Source organism: Pelagibius marinus, assembly GCF_014925385.1.
GTDB lineage: Bacteria > Pseudomonadota > Alphaproteobacteria > Kiloniellales > Kiloniellaceae > Pelagibius > Pelagibius marinus.
The window spans coordinates 171,336-191,588 of sequence record NZ_JACSDK010000015.1 but is presented as its reverse complement, the minus strand read 5'-3'; the positions used below and the strand labels follow the sequence as shown (position 1 = coordinate 191,588).

Annotated in this window: 17 protein-coding genes; 8 read left to right on the top strand and 9 right to left on the bottom strand. The window is 67.4% G+C overall.

What is annotated here, in order from left to right; translation table 11 throughout:
* Positions 1-4: 4 nt before the first annotated feature.
* The 4 genes from H7X47_RS18680 to H7X47_RS18665 form a co-directional block, all read right to left on the bottom strand.
* Positions 5-1,279, bottom strand: coding sequence for an LssY C-terminal domain-containing protein (locus tag H7X47_RS18680; RefSeq protein WP_193370250.1), 1,275 nt, complete (start codon positions 1,277-1,279; stop codon positions 5-7).
* A gap of 78 nt (positions 1,280-1,357) precedes the next feature.
* A complete protein-coding gene (locus tag H7X47_RS18675) occupies positions 1,358-2,440 on the bottom strand; it encodes an adenylate/guanylate cyclase domain-containing protein (protein ID WP_193370249.1) in 1,083 nt (360 codons plus the stop codon).
* A gap of 14 nt (positions 2,441-2,454) precedes the next feature.
* Positions 2,455-2,817: a group I truncated hemoglobin gene (locus H7X47_RS18670; protein ID WP_193370248.1), complete on the bottom strand. Its 363-nt coding sequence runs from the start codon at positions 2,815-2,817 to the stop codon at positions 2,455-2,457.
* A 78-nt stretch (positions 2,818-2,895) separates the two neighbouring features.
* Entirely contained in the window at positions 2,896-3,267 is a 372-nt protein-coding gene (locus H7X47_RS18665; RefSeq protein ID WP_193370247.1) for a cyclic nucleotide-binding domain-containing protein, read from the bottom strand.
* 200 nt (positions 3,268-3,467) lie between these two features.
* On the opposite strand from H7X47_RS18665, the gene H7X47_RS18660 reads away from it, so the two are divergent.
* Positions 3,468-3,941, top strand: coding sequence for a GreA/GreB family elongation factor (locus tag H7X47_RS18660; protein WP_193370246.1), 474 nt, complete (start codon positions 3,468-3,470; stop codon positions 3,939-3,941).
* A gap of 18 nt (positions 3,942-3,959) precedes the next feature.
* Here H7X47_RS18660 and H7X47_RS18655 read toward each other — a convergent pair whose 3' ends face one another.
* Both H7X47_RS18655 and H7X47_RS18650 read right to left on the bottom strand, forming a co-directional pair.
* The gene (locus H7X47_RS18655; protein ID WP_193370245.1) at positions 3,960-4,814 is read right to left on the bottom strand and encodes a universal stress protein; all 855 of its coding nucleotides are present in this window, start codon (positions 4,812-4,814) and stop codon (positions 3,960-3,962) included.
* Between the two features lie 15 nt (positions 4,815-4,829).
* Complete coding sequence (locus H7X47_RS18650; protein ID WP_193370244.1) at positions 4,830-6,314, bottom strand: SulP family inorganic anion transporter; 1,485 nt, start codon at positions 6,312-6,314, stop codon at positions 4,830-4,832.
* Between the two features lie 505 nt (positions 6,315-6,819).
* On the opposite strand from H7X47_RS18650, the gene H7X47_RS18645 reads away from it, so the two are divergent.
* Positions 6,820-8,085, top strand: a complete 1,266-nt coding sequence (locus H7X47_RS18645; protein WP_193370243.1) for an ATP-grasp domain-containing protein — start codon at positions 6,820-6,822, stop codon at positions 8,083-8,085.
* Positions 8,086-8,121: 36 nt separating this feature from the next.
* A complete protein-coding gene (locus H7X47_RS18640; RefSeq protein WP_193370242.1) occupies positions 8,122-10,104 on the top strand; it encodes a hypothetical protein in 1,983 nt (660 codons plus the stop codon).
* A gap of 9 nt (positions 10,105-10,113) precedes the next feature.
* Here H7X47_RS18640 and H7X47_RS18635 read toward each other — a convergent pair whose 3' ends face one another.
* The 3 genes from H7X47_RS18635 to H7X47_RS18625 form a co-directional block, all read right to left on the bottom strand.
* Positions 10,114-11,970, bottom strand: coding sequence for an adenylate/guanylate cyclase domain-containing protein (locus tag H7X47_RS18635; RefSeq protein WP_193370241.1), 1,857 nt, complete (start codon positions 11,968-11,970; stop codon positions 10,114-10,116).
* A gap of 156 nt (positions 11,971-12,126) precedes the next feature.
* Positions 12,127-12,891, bottom strand: a complete 765-nt coding sequence (locus H7X47_RS18630) for a cobalt-precorrin-6A reductase (RefSeq protein ID WP_227010606.1) — start codon at positions 12,889-12,891, stop codon at positions 12,127-12,129.
* Complete coding sequence (locus tag H7X47_RS18625; protein ID WP_193370240.1) at positions 12,888-13,997, bottom strand: cobalt-precorrin-5B (C(1))-methyltransferase; 1,110 nt, start codon at positions 13,995-13,997, stop codon at positions 12,888-12,890. The genes H7X47_RS18630 and H7X47_RS18625 overlap by 4 nt, the downstream gene beginning before the upstream one ends.
* Before the next feature lie 70 nt (positions 13,998-14,067).
* Between H7X47_RS18625 and cobA the strand changes: the two genes are divergently transcribed.
* From cobA to H7X47_RS18600, 5 genes are all read left to right on the top strand, one after another.
* Complete coding sequence (gene cobA / locus H7X47_RS18620; protein WP_193370239.1) at positions 14,068-14,907, top strand: uroporphyrinogen-III C-methyltransferase; 840 nt, start codon at positions 14,068-14,070, stop codon at positions 14,905-14,907.
* On the top strand, positions 14,904-16,259 hold the full coding sequence (locus H7X47_RS18615; protein ID WP_193370238.1) for a cobyrinic acid a,c-diamide synthase CobB: 1,356 nt from the start codon (positions 14,904-14,906) through the stop codon (positions 16,257-16,259). Before cobA ends, H7X47_RS18615 begins: the two co-directional genes overlap by 4 nt.
* Before the next feature lie 317 nt (positions 16,260-16,576).
* A complete protein-coding gene (locus tag H7X47_RS18610) occupies positions 16,577-17,422 on the top strand; it encodes a mechanosensitive ion channel family protein (protein WP_193370237.1) in 846 nt (281 codons plus the stop codon).
* Positions 17,423-17,567: 145 nt separating this feature from the next.
* Entirely contained in the window at positions 17,568-19,604 is a 2,037-nt protein-coding gene (locus tag H7X47_RS18605; RefSeq protein WP_193370236.1) for an AsmA family protein, read from the top strand.
* On the top strand, positions 19,601-20,113 hold the full coding sequence (locus tag H7X47_RS18600; protein ID WP_193370235.1) for an LEA/WHy family protein: 513 nt from the start codon (positions 19,601-19,603) through the stop codon (positions 20,111-20,113). Before H7X47_RS18605 ends, H7X47_RS18600 begins: the two co-directional genes overlap by 4 nt.
* The last annotated feature ends 140 nt before the right edge of the window (positions 20,114-20,253 follow it).

The window sequence follows — 20,253 nt, the reverse complement described above, 5'->3', positions numbered from 1 at the left end:
GATCCTATTCCGCGGTGTGCCAGCGGAAGCGCTCGATCTTGTCCAGCGGCACCGGTGTCGGGGAAAGCTGCAGGACGATGCGCCGGCCGTCGGAATAAAAGACATTGCGCTCTTCCAGGGAACTGCGCGGGGACTCCGGCGTCGAGACCGCCCCGCCGTCGACGTAGGCGAAGCGTTTCAGGGCCTGGGCCCGCGCCAGGCTCTGCGCCAGGTACCAGCGCTCGTCGTCCACATTGGGATCGATCTTGTGGGTGGTGCCGAAGCCGCTGCGGATGACGCCGATGTCGCGGCTGATGGCGCCGATCCACACCGGCGTGCCGCGGAAGGTGAGCGGCGCCAGCCAGACGCGCAGGTGATTGCGCTCGTGGATGTCCTCGCGGGCGATCTGGAAGGCCGCGTCCTGCTTGCGTCCGAAGACGTAGAGGTCGCTGACCGGTGAGTAGCGGTAGGCCGAGCCGAAGAGAAAGGATCCCAGCGTTTTCAGGGCCGAGCTGCCGGTTACGTCCTCCGTCGGGTCCCAGCCGCCGGCGATGAGGGCAGCGCGGCCGAGACTTTCTTCGGCGAGGACCACGAAATTCAAGGGGTCGGCCTCGACCTCGCCGGCCTTATCGGTGACGCAGCAGGGCAGGGTTTCCAGGGCCGCGCGCAATTCCGCGGCGGTGGTCAGATTGCGGACCTCGTCCGGCTCGTAGAGGCTGCCAAGGTCGACCGGCTGCTTGGCCAGGCCGGGCACCGGCACCACGAAGGTGGAACGGAAGCTGCGCCCATCGCCGACATAGATCAGGTTCAGGGCCTTCTGTCCCAGGTCGGGCGTGCCGAAGATGAAGCCTTCGGCGGTCTGCCCAGCCTCGACACGCAGGGGCAGGGCCCGCTCGTTGAACAGCCGGTCGATCTCTGCATTGGTGGCGCCGGAGAACCAGCCGTGATTGATGAAGGCGGCCTCGCCGGGGGTATAGTAGAGGGCGTCGAAAAACAGCGGCAGCAGCGTGATCGCGGCATCGCGGCTGTTGGTGACCTTCAGCCAGACCGGCTGGATGCCGCGTTCGATGAGCGGCAGCCCGAAGGCGGCGCGGGACTCCTCCGGTCCCAGCGCGGCGGCCGAGATCGTCAGGCCGTCCTCGGCGCGTGTCGCCGCGCGGGCCTGGAATCCGATGTCCTGGGGCGCTTGGGGCGGGGTAAAGCTGGCACAGGCGGCCAGCAGGCATAAGGCCAGGAGCGCGGCCTGCCAGCGCAGGATCCGGGGCAGCCTTCCCGCAGGAACACCTCTTGCCGCCGCCATGCCCCCCCCTTTTTCAAAACCGAGCGAGCAATTCTAGGACAGGATTCAATCTTGCGGCAATCGGCGAAGGGCAGGGCCTCAATCGCCGAGGATCGTCGGGTCGCTTTGCAGGTGGAGGTCGTCGGCGCCCAGCAGCTTGTAGATCCGGCGCGGTCCGAAACCGCGCACTTCGGCCGCGCCGCGTTCCTCGATCTGGAACTGGGCATGCAGGCGCGGGTGCATTTCCTCGCTGAACAGGATCTCCATGGGGCCGGCGAGGGCTTCCAGGCGGGCGGCCAGGTTGATGCCCGGCCCGAAGATGTCATAGACGTACTTCTGGATGCCGACGACAGAGCCGATCACCGGGCCCGGCGCCAGGCCGATCCGGCAGCGCCACTTGATCTTCTGGCTCTCGTTGCGCCGCTTCAGGTAGCGCAGGCAAAGCAGCGCCAGGCGGGCGATGGCCTGGGCGTGATCCGGGTTGGCTTCGGGCAGTCCGGAGACCGCCACATAGGCATCGCCCATGGTCTTGATGCGCTCGCAGCCCTGGTGCTCGGCGATGCGGTCGAAGGCGGTGAAGATGTCGTTCAGCTCCGACACGATGGTCGTGGGGTCGTGCTCCACCGACATGGTGGTGAAACCGACGAAGTCGAGCATCAGGATCGAGGCCTCGTCGAATCGCTGCGGCGTGGTCACGCCGAAGGTCTTGAGCTCCTGGTAGACCGACTCCGGCATGATGTTGAGCAGCAGCTTCTCGGCCCGCTCCTTCTCCTTCTTCAGCATGCGGTTCTGCCGCTCGACCATGCCGGAGTAGGAGGAAATCATCGATTCGAGCTCCTGTACCTTGGTGACGTTGTGCAGCTCGATGATGACCCAGGAGCCGTCGTCCATGTCGGCCCGTGTGGCGGCCAGGGAGAGGGCGTGAATACGCCGTTTCACCTTGACCTCCAGGGGCGCCTTGTAGGTCTTGCCTGCTTCCAGCGCCGCGCGCAGCGCCAGCGCGTCGAGCTCGGGGATCTGTGCCTCCAGGCTCTGGGCGCCGCTTTCTTCCCTGCCCGGGAACCACTCCAGCACCAGGTGGTTGCGGAAGACCGGCCGCAGATCGGGATAGGTGGCGATCACCAGGCCGACGCCTACGGTCTCCAGCAGCAGTTTGTTGAAGGTATCGAGTTGGAAACTCATGAGGGGCAGGCCGCCTATTTGCGGGAAACGATGTAGGAGCGGCGGCTGTTGATGTCGGCGATGACGCTGTGCACGTCCTCGTCCCTGAACTCGAACTCCTCCAGCGTCCGCCGCAGGATGCCCGCCATCTCGTCGAAAGCTTCGTCGGTCACGCCAATATTGCGGTGGACCTGCTCCAACACTTCATTGGTGTAGGATGCCGGGCCGCCCATGACCTGTGAGATGAATTTGGTCTGGTGATCGACCAGGGCCGCCATGTCGACGTCGTCGAAGTAAGGTCCGACGATATCGGAATCGAGCATCTTGTCGTAGAAGGACAAGACAACGCGATGCACGGTGCCGAAGCCCCCGTAGCGGTCGAACATCGTCGCTTTCATTAACCTATTTCCCGCCCCCTCTTCCTGAAGCGTGAAAAGCCTAGCACGTCTGTTCGGCCCAGACGATAGAGCGGCGCGCTAGCCCTGGTTTCCGGCCTCTTCCAGCAGCAGCAGCCTGTCGTTGGCCTTGCGCAGGCGCGCGAAGAGGACCTTCAGCAGCTCGATGGATTCCTGGGGGCGATTGAGCAGCATGTCCATGAACTCCTCCTGGCTCACCGACATGCAGGATGTCTCTCCCTTGGCGCGGGCCGTGGCGGAGCGCGGCTTGTCGTCGATCACGCCCATCTCGCCGAAATACTCACCGCGGCCGAGCGTGGCGACGGTTGTATTTTGGTCACGTTTGCGCTCATGGATAATCTCGACCTGGCCCTCCATGATGAGATAGGCCGAATCGCTGGGATCGTTCTCGCGGAATATGACCTCACCGTCCTTGAAACTATGGCGTTTCATGGTTTTTCCCCGGCAGCTTTGTCCCCCCGATAACCCGGGCGTGCACGAGGCTCGCCGCAGGCTTGAGCGAACCTTAGCCAGAAAGTGGCGGCGGGGCCAGCCGGAGTATCGGGGGTCTTTGCATCTTTTTGTTGCCGCTCCAAGGCGTTAACCTTGGTGCCGGTACCTTTCCCAGCCTGCAAGGAGTGGCCGGCACCCCCATGGCAGCGGATATCCGCACCCTGATCACCCCCGAGGGCCTAGCCCGTTTCCAGGCGGAACTGAAGCAATTGCAGGCCGAGCGCCACGAGGTCTGCGCCATTGTCTCCTGGGCCGCCGGCAACGGCGACCGCAGCGAGAACGGCGACTACATCTACAACAAGCAGCGGCTGCGCCAGATCGACAAGCGCTGCGGCTGGCTGGCGCGGCGCCTGAAGAACGCGACGCTGGTGCGCCCGGAAGATCAGACGGCGAACGGCAAGGTGCGTTTCGGCTCGCGCGTCACCTACATCGACGAGGAAGATCGCAGTCACGCGGTGCGCATCGTCGGCTACGACGAGGCAGACATGGCGCGCGGCGAGATCTCCATCGGCTCGCCGGTGGCCCGCGCCCTCATGGGCAAGGCCGCCGGAGACGGCGTCGAGGTGCAGACGCCGCAGGGCGTCAAATACTTCGACATCGAAGCGGTGGAGTGAAGCGGCGCCCCGCCGGCCTCAGCGGAACAGCACCACCGGCACCTTGCAGGAACGGAGCATCTCCGTCGTCGTCGAGCCGATGATGAGGGTGCGGATGCGCGAGTGGCCGTAGGCCCCCATGACCAGGAGGTCGATGCCCTCCGCCTCGACGGCCTCGGCGATGGCGCGATCCGGCTGACCGGCCAGGATGCCGGTTTCGACCCTGTAGCCGCCGCCTTCCAGCAGGGCCTTGGCGTCGTCCAGGCGCTTGCGATTCTCCGGACTGTCGCCGCCCACGGAGATCAGGCGGCACTCCAGGCCGGCGAAGAGGTCGCTGCGCGCGATGTAGTCGATCGCCTTCATGGCGCTGGTGCCGCCGTCGTAGGCGATGAGGAAGCGCTTGATGGGCTTGAAGGCGCGCGACGCGACGAAGACCGGCTTGTGGCTGGCCCGCACCACTCGTTCCAGGTTGGAGCCGAGGTGCAGCTTGGCGAAGTCGGCGGCTTCGCCGCGCTTGCCGACGACGATCATCTCGGCCCCGGGCTCCAGCTCTGCGACGGTTTCCACGAAATCGCCGATCCGCAGCTTCGAAGTCACGCGGCCGGCGCCGCCGGCGGCCAAACGCGCCGCGGCATCTTCCAGGATCGCGCGGCCTCGCTTTTGCGCCAGCTTGGCGCGCTGCTCGTCCAGTGCGCTCAGTTCCTCCAGCAGGGCCGTGCGGGCACCGAGCGTGATGTTGCCGCTGAGGTTGGCGGGCTCGCTTGAGGTTTCCCGCCGGCCCAGCACATGCAGCAGCTCGATCTCCGCGCCGCCGCGCCCGGCAATCCAGGCCGCGTGGTCGCAGACGCTTTCCGAGTAGATGGAACCGTCCACCAGGGCGATGAGTTTTGCCATCGGTCTTGCTTCCCCCTAATGCCCCATGAGGCGTTCCAGCGCCCCGGGTTTGTCGTGGATCGCCAGGCGGTCGACGATGGTCTCGCTGGCCCGGTTGAGGCCGACGATCTCGACCTCGGCGCCTTCGCGGCGGAACTTCAGGACGATCATATCCAGCGCGGCGACGCTGGAAATATCCCAGATGTGCGCGCGGCTGACGTCGATGGTGACCTTCTCCAGGGCTTCCTTGAAGTCGAAAGCGGCGGTGAAGTCCTCGGCCGAGGCGAAGAAGACCTGGCCCTCGACCCGATAGGTCCGCGCCCGGCCGTCTTCGGAAAGGGTCGAGGTGACGCGGAAGATCTGGGCGATCTTCCAGGAGAAGAAGATGCCGGAGAGCAGCACCCCGGCCAGCACGCCGATGGCCAGGTTGTGGGTCAGGACGACGCAGACCACCGTCGCCAGCATGACGAGCGAGGAGCTGCGCGGATGGCTCTTCAGGTTCTTGATCGACGACCAGCTGAAGGTGCCGATGGAGACCATGATCATGATGGCGACCAGGGCGGCCATGGGAATGCGGCTGACCCAGTCGCCCAGCACGACGATGAGGAACAGCAGGAAGATGCCGGCGCAGAAGGTGGAGAGGCGACCGCGGCCACCGGACTTCACGTTGATCATCGACTGGCCGATCATGGCGCAGCCCGCCATGCCGCCGATGAAGCCGGTCAGGCCGTTGGCGATGCCCTGGCCGATGCACTCCTGGTTCTTGTTGCTGGGCGTGTCGGTCAGGTCGTCGACGATGGTGGCCGTCATCAGCGATTCCAGCAGACCCACCGCCGCCACGGCGACCGAATAGGGCAGGATGATCATCAGGGTCTCGAAGGTGAAGGGCACCTGGGGCAGCGCGAAGACCGGGAAGGTGGACGGCAGCTCGCCCATGTCGCCGACCGTGCGCAGGTCCAGGCCCAGGGCGAGGGTGACGGCGGTCAGCGCCAGGATGCAGATCAGCGGCGAGGGGATCGACTTGGTGACGAAGGGAAAGAGATAGATGATGGCGAGCCCGGCGGCGACCATCACGTAGGTCAGCCAGGGCACGCCGATCAGCTCCGGCAGCTGGGCCATGAAGATCAGGATGGCGAGCGCGTTCACGAAGCCGGTCATCACCGAGCGCGAGACGAAGCGCATGAGGTAGCCGAGCCTCAGGAAGCCGGCGGCGATCTGCAGGATGCCGGTCAGCACCGTGGCGGCCAGCAGGTATTCCAGGCCGTGGTCCTTCACCAGGGTGACCATGACCACGGCGGTGGCCGCCGTGGCCGCGGAGATCATGCCCGGCCGCCCGCCTGTGATGGCCGCCAGCACGGCGATGGAGAAGGAGGCGTAGAGCCCCACCTTGGGGTCGACCCCGGCGATGATGGAAAAGGCAATGGCCTCGGGAATGAGGGCCAGGGCGACGACCAGCCCGGAGAGGACGTCGCCGCGGATATTGCCGAGCCATTGGCCGCGGTAGGCGCTGAGCGAGGGCATTCAGGGGTCCGGAACAGTTGGCGGCACCGCGCGGACCGGCCGGGCCGCAGCAGGAAGTGCTCAGGTTTCAGGGGTGAGCCGCGCCGCGGCCTGTCGCCGGACGTCGCGGGGGGCATAGATAGACCGCTTTATGCTGCAACGCAACATAAAGCGGTCCGGGTGAGGAGTCGGCGGCTAGGTCTCTCTCTTAAATTGTATTGCTCCACAAATCGATCTACTTCAGGGCGGCGATTGGACAGCTGGGGGGCTGCTGCGTTATGGTCCCGCCGATGCTGAAAGGCAGTGGCAGACAATCACACTGGCGTTCGCCTAAGTCTCCCGTACCTCTCATTGCCAGCCGGGCACAACGTTGCTGCGCCCGCTCAGCAGTCTTCTTGTCCCTGTCAGAGACACCTTTCTGACCATCGCGTCCGACGGGAGCGCTGCCTGCTACGCCGGTTCCTACCGGCATCCCGACAGGCCTGCTGACGCGCGCCATCCATCCGATCACAGGAAGGAAGCAAGCATGACTACTTTGGAGGTCGTTGAAGAAGAAGAGCGGACTCAAACAGACTACAACCCGGACAAGGGCTACGTCGCGATTCTCGGCTGGAGCCTGCGGGCGATTGACGCCATCGACCGCTTCGACCGGCGCTACATCGTCGTCGCGCCGGACTGGGCCGAGGACTACGCGCGCGAGCACGATATCCCTTTCATCCCCTGGAATTTCGAGCGCCTCAACGAACGTTCGCACGAGCTCGCCATGCGCCTGAAGAAAGAGGGCGTGGACGTCGCCATCCCGCTGTTCGAGGAAGTCGTCGAATGGGCCGGAGCGATCAACGCCGTGCTGCTGGAGAACCCGCGCCTGCTCGGCCAGTCGATGCTGTTCCGCGACAAGTCGCTGATGAAGCGCCGCGCGCAGCTGGGCGGCATCCGCGTCGGCATCTTCGAGGAGGGCCGCGACAAGGGGGACGTCATCCGCTTTCTCAAGCGCGTCAATCAGGCGCTGCTGAAGCTCGACGGCGATCCCAACGATCCGATCCACCTGAAGGCCTTCGACAAGGCCGGCTGTCTGGGCCACCGCATGATCCAAACGCCCGACGACGTGGAGAACATCCCCGACGACGAGTTCCCCTGTCTCATGGAAAGCCACCTCGACGGCTTCGAGTTCGCCTGCGAGGCTTTCATCCACGACCGCAAGGTCCGTTTCCTGAATATCTCCGAGTACGTCACCCTGGGGTATTCGGTGTTCATCCCGGCTTCGCCGGAGCTGGAGAAGTGGCGCTCCCGCGTGACCGAGGAAATCGAGAAGCTGATCGAGACCTTCGACATCGACTTCGGCTTCATCCATCCCGAATACTTCGTCACCAACGACGGCAAGATGTACTTCGGCGAGGTCGCTTACCGTCCGCCGGGCTTCAACGCCTTCGAGCTGATGGAGCGCGCCTACGGTTTCAACGCCTATCAGGGGCTGGTCCTGATGTTCGACCCCAAGACCACGGAGGAAGAAATAGAAGCCTTCTTCCCGCGCGAGGTGGTCGACGCCAAGGGACACGCCGGCTGCTTCGGCGTCTATCCGCGCCGCCGCGTGATCAGCCACCTGGAGATTCCGGAGGAAACCGAGAACGACCCCTATTTCGAGTTTCACGAGCTCATGTCGCCGGTCGAGGCCAAGGTGCCCAAGCGCACGGCCTTCGGCACGCACTGGGGTCTGGTATACTTCTTCGGCGATGATCCGCACCGGATGCGCGAGTTGCTGAAGCACCAGGAGGAGGTGGATTTCTATGTCTGATCCGGAGCCTAAGTCCGACGGCGCGCGGGAGATTCTATGACCGTGGAAGTGGAGCCGCTGCCCGAGGCGACGTCGGGTCGGCATTTGGAAGAGCTTCTGGACCAGGCGCTGGGCCGCCTGGAGTCCGCCCGCCCTTTCGCCAAGGCCAGCTACCAGGGGGCGGTTCTGGACGTGGCCCGCCGCCTGGCGGCCTTGCCGGGCGGCGTGGAGGCGCTCTACCAGCGCATCGGCCGGCTGGAGGCGGCCGGGATCTTCGCCGGCAGCGACTGGGCGCATCCCGAAACCCTGCAGCCCATTCTGGCGGCCAACACCCTGTGGTACGGCGACAAGCAGACGGCGGCGCTCGAGTACCTGAGCGAGATCCGCTTTCTGGCCGTGGCCGGCGGCGACCTGCTGTCGACCGAGCTGACCGCGGAGCAGGCGCAGCACTTCCTGTCGCAGGTCCTGGCGCTGAACCTGAACGTTCTGTTCGGGGCGGCGACAGAGGCGCAGCGGGTGCGCCAGTCGATGCCGGAGGCCGTGGTACGCAACCTCTATGTCTATCTCGCCGAGCGCATCGGCTACGAGAATATCCTGGACCGGCTGATCGAGGAGATCTGGCGGATTCTCGCCCAGCGGCCCATCCAGGTCGATGGCGTCAAGGCGATGATCGGCCAGATCGCCGCCTGCATGTTCAATCCCGAGGTGGACCTGGGCGCCGCCGGGCGTGGGGCTGACCGTCTGATCAGCGCACTCTACGGCCCCACCCTGGGCTGCCGCGAGGATCCCGGCCTCGGCGTCTATGCCGAGCGTCTGGCCAGCATGGACGCCAACGCCCTGGCCCAGGAGGCCGGGGGTTTCGCCCGGGCCATGTACGACACCGGGCTGGTGTCGCCCTACCACCCCGTCTTCCTGCGCCATATCGTGGAACGCAACGAGGAGCTGCTGCCCCAGGCCTTCGGGCTCAGCAGCACCGGAAAGGACGCCCTGCTCTGCTACCAGGGTCTGGTGCGTAGCCTCATCCGGGAAGCGGTTCATCCGGAGACCAGCCAGGCGGTCTACGGGCTGGCCCTGCTGCTGGAGCGCGGGATCCTCTACAGCCCGCCGATCGCGCCCGCCCTCTGGGGACAGATCGCCCTGCCGCTGTCCACCGGCAACGAGTCGGTCCTGACCTCGGTCCACGGCACGGCGCATCCGCCGCGGGTCTTCCTGCTCGCCGGGCTGCTTTGCGTCCTGGGGCAGCCCTTCGGCATCGGCCAGGGCAATAACCCGACCTGCCAGACGGCGCGTGCCCTTTCCATGTGGGCCTACAACGACCCGGATTACCTCATGCAGATGCTGGTCTGGGCGGCGCGCGATGAAGAGGTCGTCATGCATTTCGAAGGCCAGGCCCTGTCGTCGAAGGCGATCGCCGCCGATACCGCGCGGCTGCCGCCGCTGGATGTCGATCCGGTCTCACTGGTGCTGGTGCCGCACCTCGACCGCATCTACATGGAGATGGGACGCCGCTGCGCCGACCGTGGGCAGGATCCGCATATCTGGATCAATCCGGAGTTCCACGGCTGGTGGGTTGGCCGCGGCTGCCGCATCGCCGTCGACGTCGCCAGCGGCAAGCTGTCGGACTACCCGGACTTCGTGCGCGAGTTTCTGGCGGTCTATCATCCGCTCTACAACGGCAACCGTCCGCTGATCCATCCGCAGCCTGCGGGCATCGCCGTCACCGACAGCCAGGGCCGCTTCGTCGGCTGGCACGCCATCGCCATCACGCGGGTGGCCCTGGACCAGGACGGCGGGATGCGTGTCTTCTTCTTCAACCCCAACAACGACAGCGGCCAGGACTGGGGGCAGGGCGTGCGGGTTTCGACCCACGGACGCGGCGAGCGCTACGGCGAATCCTCCCTGCCGGTCGAGGAGTTCGCCTCCCGACTCTACCTCTTTCATTTCGATACCCTGGAGCCGCGCTCGCCGCAGGCGGTGCCCGCTGAGCTGGTGACCTCGATCGTCGAACGCGGGCGGCAGAGCTGGGGTGAAAAGCGCTGAGGCGGCGGCCTAGGACGTCTTCGGCGGAACGTCCAGGCCGGCCTTGCGCAGGCCCTCCATCAGACCTTCGATAAGCTCTTCGGGCATGCCACGGGTGCGGAAGGGCGCGCGCGGGTCCTCGGGGTAGTCGGGGCGGATCTCAAGGAGGTGCGCCAGGGCTTCCCCGGCCTTCTCTTCTTCGCCGTTCATGGCAAACGCGGCGGTGAGGCTCGCTTGGACCATGTAGTTGTCCGGGAGGTTCATCTTGAGGGCGACGGCGACCGCTTCCGCGTAGTCGCCCTGCAGGTAGGCGTGAAGATGCCAGATGTAGTCCACCCAGCTCTGATGCTTGGGATTGATCAGCTTGGCGCGCGTCACCCACTCCTTGCCCTTCTCCCAGGCCCCCGAGTAGCCCATCCAGAGACCGAGATCGGCCAGGACGAAGGCGTCGTTCGGGTTCAGCGCGATGGCCTTTTCGGCGAAGTTGCGGAATACGGTGCGATCCTCGCGGGTCACCTGGCTGAGGATGGCGAGCGCGTAGTAGGCGTCGGGATTGTCGGGATCGATTTCGAGCGCCTGCTCGGCGGCGGAACGGCTGAGCTCGGCCCAATCGGGCGGCGTGTCGATGGCGTACTTCTTCGATTCGATGTAGCTGAAGGCCAGGCGCGACCAGGCCAGCGAATAGTCGGGCTCGATCTTGACGGCGCGCTCCAGGCAGGCGCGCGCCCGGCGATGGCGCTCCGCCTCGAAGGTCTCATAGAACCAGTAGGACAGCAGCACGCATTCGTAGGCCTCCAGGCTTTCCGGCCCCTTGCGCCGGACCTCGTTCTGGATGCGGGCGTTGAAAAGGGGCGCATCGGCCGAGCCGATCTCCGCGACGACCTTCTTGGCGATCTCCAACTGCACGTCGAGAACGTTCTGCGCGCTGAGGTCGCGGTCGAAGGGCCCGGGGGCGTCGAGCTGGCGGCAGGTCTCGGCATCGGTGAAGGACGTGGTGACGCGCAGCTGGTCCTGGGAGCGGCGCACGGTGCCGCCGAGGATGTAGTCGGCGCCCACTTCGCGGCGCACCTGCGCGCAGTCCATCTGCCCGCTGAAGCCCTTCACCGAATGGGGGGCGATGACGAAGAGGTTGGAGAACTTCGACAGCAGGGTGTTGATGTCGTTGGTCAGTCCGGCGCTGAAGTAGGCGTCTTCCGTTTCGGCGCCGATGTTGCTGAACGGCAGCACCGCGATCTTCGGCCCGGTGGGCAGGCCGCGGTCCGCGGGCTCCTCCAGGTACAGCACGACGACCGCAAGGGCCGCTGCGGCGACCAGCGCGGCGGCGAGCAGCTGCCCCTGCTTCGCCGTGGCCGCCTTGCGGCGCAGCGCGCCGGCGCGCTGCGCCGGCCAGCACCAGACCTCGACGGGCTTGGGCAGGTTCTTGAGGCGATGTCGTCCGGCCTTGGCGAAGGCCGTGGCCAGCGGGCCGGAGAGCTGCTCGGCGACCGGGGCCGAGAGGCAGACGCCGCCGGGCGGCGCCAGGCTTTCCAGCCGCGCGGCCAGGTTCACGCCGTCGCCGAAGAAGTCACCGTCTTCCTCCATGATGTCGCCGAAGCTGACGCCGATGCGGAACAGCATCCGCTGGCCTTCCGGCAGGCCGTCGTTGAGTGCCTTGAGACGCTCCTGGATCTCCACCGCGCAGCGGGCGGCTTCGACGGAACTGGGGAACTCCGCGATGACGCTGTCGCCCGCCGATCCGAAGATCGCGCCGCCGTGCGCGGCGATGAGCGCGTCGATGATGCTCCGCCGTTCGGAGAGCGCCGCCAGCGCGGCCTCCTCGTCCCGGGCCATCAACTGGCTGTAGCCGGCGGCGTCTGCGGCCAGAATCGCGGCCAAACGTCGTTCCATGAGCCCTCCCTGGGGCCGAGTCTAGAGCAGGCGAGGCTGCGAATCCACGTGAAGCGGTTGGGATGAGGCGCCACAGCCTGCCTGCGCGACCCTCGCGTGCAGGCGGATTGGGCGGTCAACGTTTGGATTGGGTGATGCGATGCCGCGGTGCTGGGCTTAGAGCTGCGCCTCGATCCAGGTGAGCGCTTCCTCGACCGAGTGGGCGGTCTCGCCGTCCGCATGCGCCGGGCGCTCGATCATCACCACCGGCAGGCCCAGTTCGCGGGCCACGGCGATCTTGGCGTAGGTCGCCTCGCCGCCGGAGTTCTTGGTCACCAGGGCCTGGATGCCGTGCAGCAGGAAGAGCGCGCGCTCGCCGTTGGCCTCAAAGGGGCCGCGGCCCAGCACCACCTCGCAGTTTTCCAGCGGCAGCTTGTCGCCGGGCGGATCGACCGTGCGCACCAGGAACCAGATGTCGGCCAAGCCCGCGAAGGCATCCAGCTCGCCGCGGCCGACGGCGAGAAAGACGCGCTTGGCCAGTCCCGGCAGAGCCTTGGCCGCGGTCTCGGTGTCGGGCACCGAGATCCAGTTATCGCCGGGCCGCTTCTCCCAGGGCGGGCGCTCGACCAGCAGGCGCGGCGTGCCGGCGCGCTGGCAGGCGGCGGCGGCGTTGTCGGTGATGCGCGCGGCATAGGGGTGGGTGGCGTCGACCAGCAGGTCGATGCCCTCACGCGTCAGGAAATCGGCCAGGGCCTCGACGCCGCCGAAGCCGCCGATGCGCAGGGCGCCGGGCAGGGGCAGCGGGCTCTCGGTGCGCCCGGCGAGGGAGGAGATCACCTCCACGTCGTCGCGGCCGGCCAGCCGCTCAGCCAGGGCGCGGGAGTCGCCGGTGCCGCCGAGCAGCAGGATGCGCCGTGGCTTGGTGATTGTCGCTTCACTCATTGGGGCCAGCCTGCCGCCTTGCCGGCGAGATTTCCAGCCCGATCGAAGACCAGCACCTCCACCGCCGTCTCGCTGTTGGCGTTGCGCCTGGACAGCACGCCCAGCGCCGTCTCGCGGGCCCGCGCGGCCACGGCGTCGGCCAGCGGCAAGCCGGCGGCCGTGGCCAGGTCGAGCACCTGCTTGGCGGTGTTGGCGGCGCGGGCCTGGGCGGCCAGCTCCGGCGCCGCGCCCAATTCCCCCAGCAGGGCCGCCAGCAGGTCGAAGTCGACCTGGCTGCGCCCCGAATGCAGATCCAGGTGGCCGGCGGCCAGTTTGCACAGCTTGCCGAATCCGCCTGCCAGTGTCAGGCGCGGCAGCGGATGCAGCCGCAGGTACTTCAGCAGGCCGCCGGCAAAGTCGCCCATGTCCAGCAGGGCGGCCTCGGGCAGGCCGTAGAGCTGCTGCACCGCCGCTTCGGAGGTGGAGCCCGTGCAGCCGGCGGCATGGGTAATGCCGGTCGCCCGCGCCACATCGATGCCGCGGTGAATGGAGTGAATCCAGGCGGAGCAGGAGAAGGGCACCACCACCCCGGTGGTGCCCAGGATCGAGAGGCCGCCCAGGATCCCCAGGCGCGGATTCCAGGTCTTCTTGGCCAGGTCCTCGCCGCCGTCGACGGATATCTCGATCTCGACGTCGCCGCTGCCGCCGTGATCGATGGCAACCTCGGCCACCACCGCCTGCATCATGCGGCGCGGCACCGGGTTGATGGCCGGCTCGCCCACCGCCAGCGGCAGGCCCGGCTTGGTGACGGTGCCGACGCCGGGGCCGGCCGTGAAGGTGACGCCGCTGCCTTGCGGGCCCGGCCGCAGGGTGGCCTGCACCAGGGCCAGGTGAGTCACGTCGGGGTCGTCGCCGGCGTCCTTGACGATGGCGGCGCTGGCCTGCCCCTCCGCCAGGGTCTCGCGGGCCAGGGCGAAGGCCGGCTGCTCGCCCTTGGGCAGGGTGATGGTCACCGGATCGGGAAAGTGTCCGGTCAGCAGCGCGGTGTAGGCGGCCTTGGTGGCCGCCGTGGCGCAGGCTCCCGTGGTCCACCCGCGCCGTAACGCGCCTTCCGGTTTGCGTGTCATGTCGCTATTTTACAAGTAGAGGCTTTTCACTGACTAGGACAGCCGGGCCCCGGCGTCTAGGGTAGTTTCCATGGTAACAGACGATCTTTCCCTGCCGGTCTTCGAAGCCGGAAGCGTATGGCTGGTCGGCGCCGGTCCGGGCGACCCGGGCCTGCTGACCCTGCATGCCGTCAACGGCCTGAAACAGGCCGATGCCCTGGTTTACGACGCCCTGGTGGGGCCGGCCATCCTCGATATGGCGCGTCCCGACTGCGAGAAGATCTACGCCGGCAAGCGCGGCGGCAAGCCTTCGCCGGTGCAGGCCGACATCTCTCAGCGGCTGGTGCGCCTGGCCCAGGACGGCAAACGGGTGCTGCGCCTGAAAGGCGGCGATCCCTTCGTTTTCGGGCGCGGCGGGGAGGAGGCCCTGGCCCTGGTCGCCGCGGGCGTGCCCTTCCGCATCATTCCCGGCATCTCCGCGGGCCTGGGCGGCCTGGCCTACGCCGGTATTCCGCTGACCCATCGCGACACCAATTCGGCCGTCACTTTCGTCACCGGCCACGGCGTCGGCGGCTCGGTGCCTGACGGCATCGACTGGGCGGGGCTGGCCAAGGGTTCCCCGGTCATCGTCCTCTACATGGCCTTGAAGCACATCGCCGCCATCGCCGGGGCGCTCATGGAGCACGGCCGAGCGCCCGGGGAGCCGGTGGCCGTGGTCAGTCAGGCGACGCTGCCGGAGCAGGCGATCCTGGAGACCAGCCTCGGCGCCTGTGCCGAGGACATCGCCGCGGCGGGCATCGAGCCGCCTTGCATTGTGGTGGTGGGCGACGTGGTGCGGCTGCGCGCCGGCCTCGACTGGCAGGGCGCGGCGAAGGGCCGTGCGCTCGACCCCAATCCCCTGGGCCTGAGCCGGCGCCAGGAGACAGGATGACACCCGGTCTGCTGGTCGCGGCCCCGGCTTCGGGCAGCGGCAAGACGACGCTGACCCTGGCGCTGCTGCGCTGCCTGCGCAACCAGGGCCGGGCCGTCGCCTCGGTGAAGACCGGCCCGGACTACATCGACCCCGCCTTCCACCAGGCCGCCAGCGGGCGGCCCTGCTTCAACCTCGACCCCTGGGCCATGCGCCCGGAAACCCTGGCCGCGGCGGTCGCGCGGGCCGGCGAAGCGGCGGAACTGGTGCTGGGGGAAGGGGTCATGGGCCTCTTCGACGGCGCGCCGGTCACCGACGCACGGGGCCTGGCGGGCGGTTCCACCGCGCAGCTGGCGGCGCTGACCGGCTGGCCGGTGGTGCTGGTGATCGACTGCAAGGGCATGGGCGCCTCGGTCGCCGCGCTGGCGGCGGGCTTCGCCGGCTTCCATGCCGCCGTGCCCCTGGCCGGGGTGATCCTCAACAATGTCGCCAGCCCGCGCCATGAGGCCCTGCTGCGGACCGCCTGCGAGGCGGCAGGGCAGATTGTTTTCGGAGCGTTTGCCCGCGACGCGGCGCTGGCGCGGCCGTCACGCCACCTGGGCCTGGTACAGGCGGGAGAGGACGGCGATCTGGAGGATTTCCTGGAAGCCGCGGCGGCGGCGGTCGCGGAGCAGGTCGACGTGGCAGCGCTCTGCCGGGCGGCGCGCCCGGCGAGGATCCCCGGCGCCGAGGCCGCTGATTCCGCTTCCCTGGTTCCCCCCCTCGCCCCCTTGGGCCAGCGCATCGCCGTGGCGCAGGACCTCGCCTTCGCCTTCGCCTATCCGCTGCTGCTCGATGCCTGGCGCCGGGCGGGGGCCGAGGTTTCCTGCTTCTCGCCGCTGGCCGACGAGGCCCCCGATCCTGCGGCCGACGCCGTCTACCTGCCCGGCGGCTACCCGGAACTGCATGCCGCACGCTTGGCGGGCAACGGCCGCTTTCTGGCCGGCCTGCGCGCCGCGGCGGGGCGCGATGCCGCGGTCTACGGGGAGTGCGGCGGCTACATGGTGCTCGGCCAGGGCCTGGAGGACGCTGAAGGGCGGCGTCACGCCATGGCCGGGCTGCTGCCGCTGGAGAGCTCCTTCCGGGAACCCGCACGCCATCTCGGCTACCGCCGGGTTTGTTTGTTGGCGAACGGACCTCTGGGCGCCGGCGGCGCGGCTTTCCGCGCCCACGAGTTCCACTACGCCCGGGTGCTGGGCGAGGAAGGACCGCCGGAAAAGGCGCTTTTCGAGGCGCAGGCGGCGGAGGGCGGCGGTGACGCCCGGGTCGGACAGCGCCAGGGCAGCGTTTTCGGGTCCTTTCTGCACCTGATCGACGGCGAGGCCACCTCCTAGGGTTGCAATTCGTCACAGAATTGTTTTTGGATCGGCTCGGCCGTCCAGGCTCTAGTTCTGTCGCAAGAGGCTGCGGCAAAAGGGCAAGATTCCTGGCTCCATCTAAGCGCGCTATTCAAACTTACCTATTTCTTTGTTTAGAATGACGGCGGGATAACTGCTGCGTGTATTGACCGGAGTTGTGGTCGGGGCGGCGGCGGTCGGGCAGGTTGCCGCGAGTACGGTGGCATGGCCGATGTGTGGTCCCGGGGTGCTGGTTCGCGCGCCTGGATCGGGACTTCAGCATGGCGGAGGCCATGCCAATACGGGGACGTTAGATGGAACAATCCGCAGAAGAAGTTTGGGGCATGGTGGTCGGGCTGGTGACCAGCTACGGGCTGAGCGTGGTCGGCGCCATTGTCATACTGATCGTCGGCTTCGTGATTGCCGGCTGGGTGCGGGGGAGAGTCAAATCGGCACTCTCGCGGGTGCGGAAGGTCGACGAGACCCTCAGGGACTTCTTCTCCAGCCTCGCCTACTACGCGGTGGTCGTCTTCACCATCGTTGCGGTGCTGGCCCAGTTCGGGGTTCAGACGACCAGCTTCATCGCCGTCATCGGCGCCGCCGGCCTGGCCATCGGACTGGCCCTGCAGGGCACGCTCAGCAATGTCGCCGCCGGCGTCATGCTGCTGCTGTTCCGGCCCTTCAAGATCGGCGACTACATCGAAGGCGGCGGACTGGCCGGGACGGTGAAGGGGGTCACTCTCTTCGTCACCGAGCTGGCGACCCCCGACAATGTGCAGATCATCGCGCCGAACTCCCAACTCTGGGGCTCGGCCATCAAGAACTACTCGTTCCATGCGACGCGCCGCGTCGACATCGTCATCGGCATTGCCTACGAGGACGAGATCGACCAGGCGCTGGCCGCCATCGTCGACGAGTGCAAGAAGGACTCGCGCGTGCAGGCCGACCCTGCCCCCATGGCCGCGGTAACGGACCTGGGCGACAGCTCGGTCAACTTCACCGTGCGTGTCTGGTGCAACGCCGCCGACTACTGGGGGCTGAAGTTCGATCTGACCAAGAACCTGAAGAACCGCATGGATGCGGAAAACATCTCCATTCCTTATCCGCAGCGTACGGTTCACATGAGCGCGTCTCCGGCGGCCCAGGGGGCGGCACAGTAGATTTGCGCAGGCGGGGAAGGCGCACGCGGGATCGCGGCGCCTTCCCGGAATCGCTTGCAAAACAAGTTATTAAGCGTATTCCGTTTCCGGGGGACAACGGTGCGGCCGCTTCGAGAGTCGCGCCCCGATAGGAGGTCTTACAGGTATGAAGAAGCTGCTCATCGGTCTCGGCGTGGTCGTGCTGCTGCTGATCGTCGCGATCATCGTCGTCCCCATGCTCATTCCGCTGGAGCGCTACAAGAGCGAGATCCAGGCGCAGGCAAAGTCGGCGACCGGCCGCGACCTGCGCATCGACGGCGACATCTCGCTGTCGCTCCTGCCGACCATCGCCATCTCGGTGGAAAACGTCGGCTTCGCCAACGCGCCCGGTGCCTCCACGCCTGAGATGGCGACGATCGACCGCCTCGACGTCGCCCTGCAGATCCTGCCGCTGATCAGTGGCGAGGTCGCGATCGATCGCTTCATTCTCGATAAGCCGGTCATCACCCTGGAGGTCGACAAGGACGGCCGGCCCAACTGGCAGTTCGACACTGCGGCGGCTGCGCCGGCGCCTTCGGGTGACGCCGGCGGCGGCTCGAGTGGCGACGCGGCCGGCGCCCTGAAGGAACTGCGCCTCGGCGAGGTGCGCCTGGTGGACGGCACCTTGACCTACATCGACCACCAGAGCGGCCAGGAGGTCAAGGTCAGCGACGTGAACATGGAGCTTTCGCTGCCCAGCCTGTCTTCGCCCTTCGCGGCCGACGGCTCGGCCACCTGGAACAGCCAGACGGTATCGCTGGAAGTCGACGCGGAGAGCCCGCAGGCGCTGATGTCCGGCGAGACCAGCAAGCTGGCCATGAAGGTGGACTCGGAGCCGGTGACCTTTTCCTTCGACGGCGCGGCGCGCAATGCCGGCGCCTTGGGGCTGCAGGGCGCCCTGGCGCTGGACGTGCCCTCGATCCGCGAGCTTGCGGCCTGGACCGGCCAGCCGCTGGACTTCCCCGGTGAAGGCCTGGGCCCCTTCAACATCGCGGGTGATCTGGAGATGGTGGGGGCCAAGGTCGCCCTGACCGACGCCAAGATCAGGTTGGACGAGATCAACGGCAATGGGCTCTTCTCCGTCGATGCGACCGGCGCCAAGCCCTTCATCAAGGCCGAGCTGAGCGTTGAGGAGCTGAACCTCAACCCCTATCTGCCGCCGGAACAGGAAGGCGCGGCGGCCGGCGGTTCGGGTGGCGGCTCGGGCGGCGGCAGCGGTGGCGGAGAGGCCGGCGGCGGTGACTGGAGCGACGAGCCCATCGACGTCTCGGCCCTGGGCCTGCTGAACGCCGACCTGGCCTTCAACGCCGGCGGCATCCTGTTCAAGGACGTAAAGATCGGCAAGAGCAGCCTCACGGTGGTGCTGAAGGACAGCAAGCTGACCGCGGATCTGGCGGAAATGCAGCTTTACGACGGCGCCGGCAAGGGCAAGATCACCGTCGACGGCAGCAGCGGCAAGCCGTCCCTGACCGCCGACTTCGACCTGGCGAACTTTCAGGCCGGTCCCTTCCTCAACGATCTCGCCAAGTTCGACCGCATCCTCGGCACCACCGAGAGCAAGCTCTCGGTGAAGTCGAGCGGCGGCACTCAGCGCGAGCTGGTCTCCAACCTGAGCGGCAACGGCGCGGTGGTCTTCCGCGACGGCGCCATCAAGGGGGTCAACCTGGCGGCCATGATGCGCAACATCTCGGTGGCCGCGATCGAGAGTTCCTTCGACGAGGCCCAGGCCACCGATTTTGCGGAGCTCTCCGGCACCTTCAAGATCGCCAAGGGCATCGTCACCAACGACGACCTCAACATGGTGGCGCCGCTGGTGCGCATGACCGGCGCCGGCACGGTGCCGCTGCCGCCGCGCACCGTCGACTACACCGTGAAGCCGAAGCTTGTCGGCTCCCTGGAAGGGCAGGGTGGCCAGTCCGACCTGGCCGGCGTGGCGGTGCCGATCAAGGTCTCCGGGCCCTGGAGCGACATCTCCTACAAGCCCGATCTGGCGGGGGCCCTGGAGGAGCAGATCAAGGACCCCAGCGCGGTCATGGAGAAGCTGCAGGACGAGGAGGGCGCCAAGGGCCTGCTCGAGGGCCTGGTGCCCGGTGGCTCGAGTGGCGGCGACAGCGGCGGCTCCACCTCGCCGCTGGATCTGAAGAAGGGCCTCTTCGGGAATTGAGCCCGGCCTTCACCAGCGTGGTCCGGGCGGCAGGCCGCGCTTGCGGCGGTTGGGCGGCGGCGGCGATGCTGCTGGCGCCCGCCGCCTGCAGCGGCGCCGAGCCGGTGGCCCCGGAGGTCCACGTGGTCGACCTGCGCCTGCTGGAGAGCAGCGTCTTCGAGCAGCGTTTCGAGATCGATCTCAGGATCGGCAATCCCAACGACTTCGACCTGCCGCTGGACGGCCTGACCTTCGATCTGGAGGTCAACGGCGAGGGCTTCGCCCGTGGCTTCTCCAGCGAGAAGATCACGGTGCCGCGCCTCGGCGAGGCGCGGCTCTCGGTGGTCGCCTCGACAACCCTGATCGAGCTCGTCCGCCAGATGCAGCTCCTGGCCGAGCGCGGCGACCTGGACTACCGGATTTCGGGGATAGCCTACTTCGACAGCCTGGTCCGGCGCAGCGCCCCCTACGAATCCGAGGGAACCTTCGCCCTGCGCGGTTCGCGCGGGGGCCTCAGCCGGGGAATCTAGGCCGTCCGGGCCGCCGGGCGGGCCCGGAAGCGCCCGGAATCCCTGGGACTCGGGGGCTTCCGGTCACCCCCCTTGCGCGCTATCATATCCCAGGGCTTGGTAGGGCGCTTATCTGCCGCGTGTCGGGCGCGGCCTCTTGC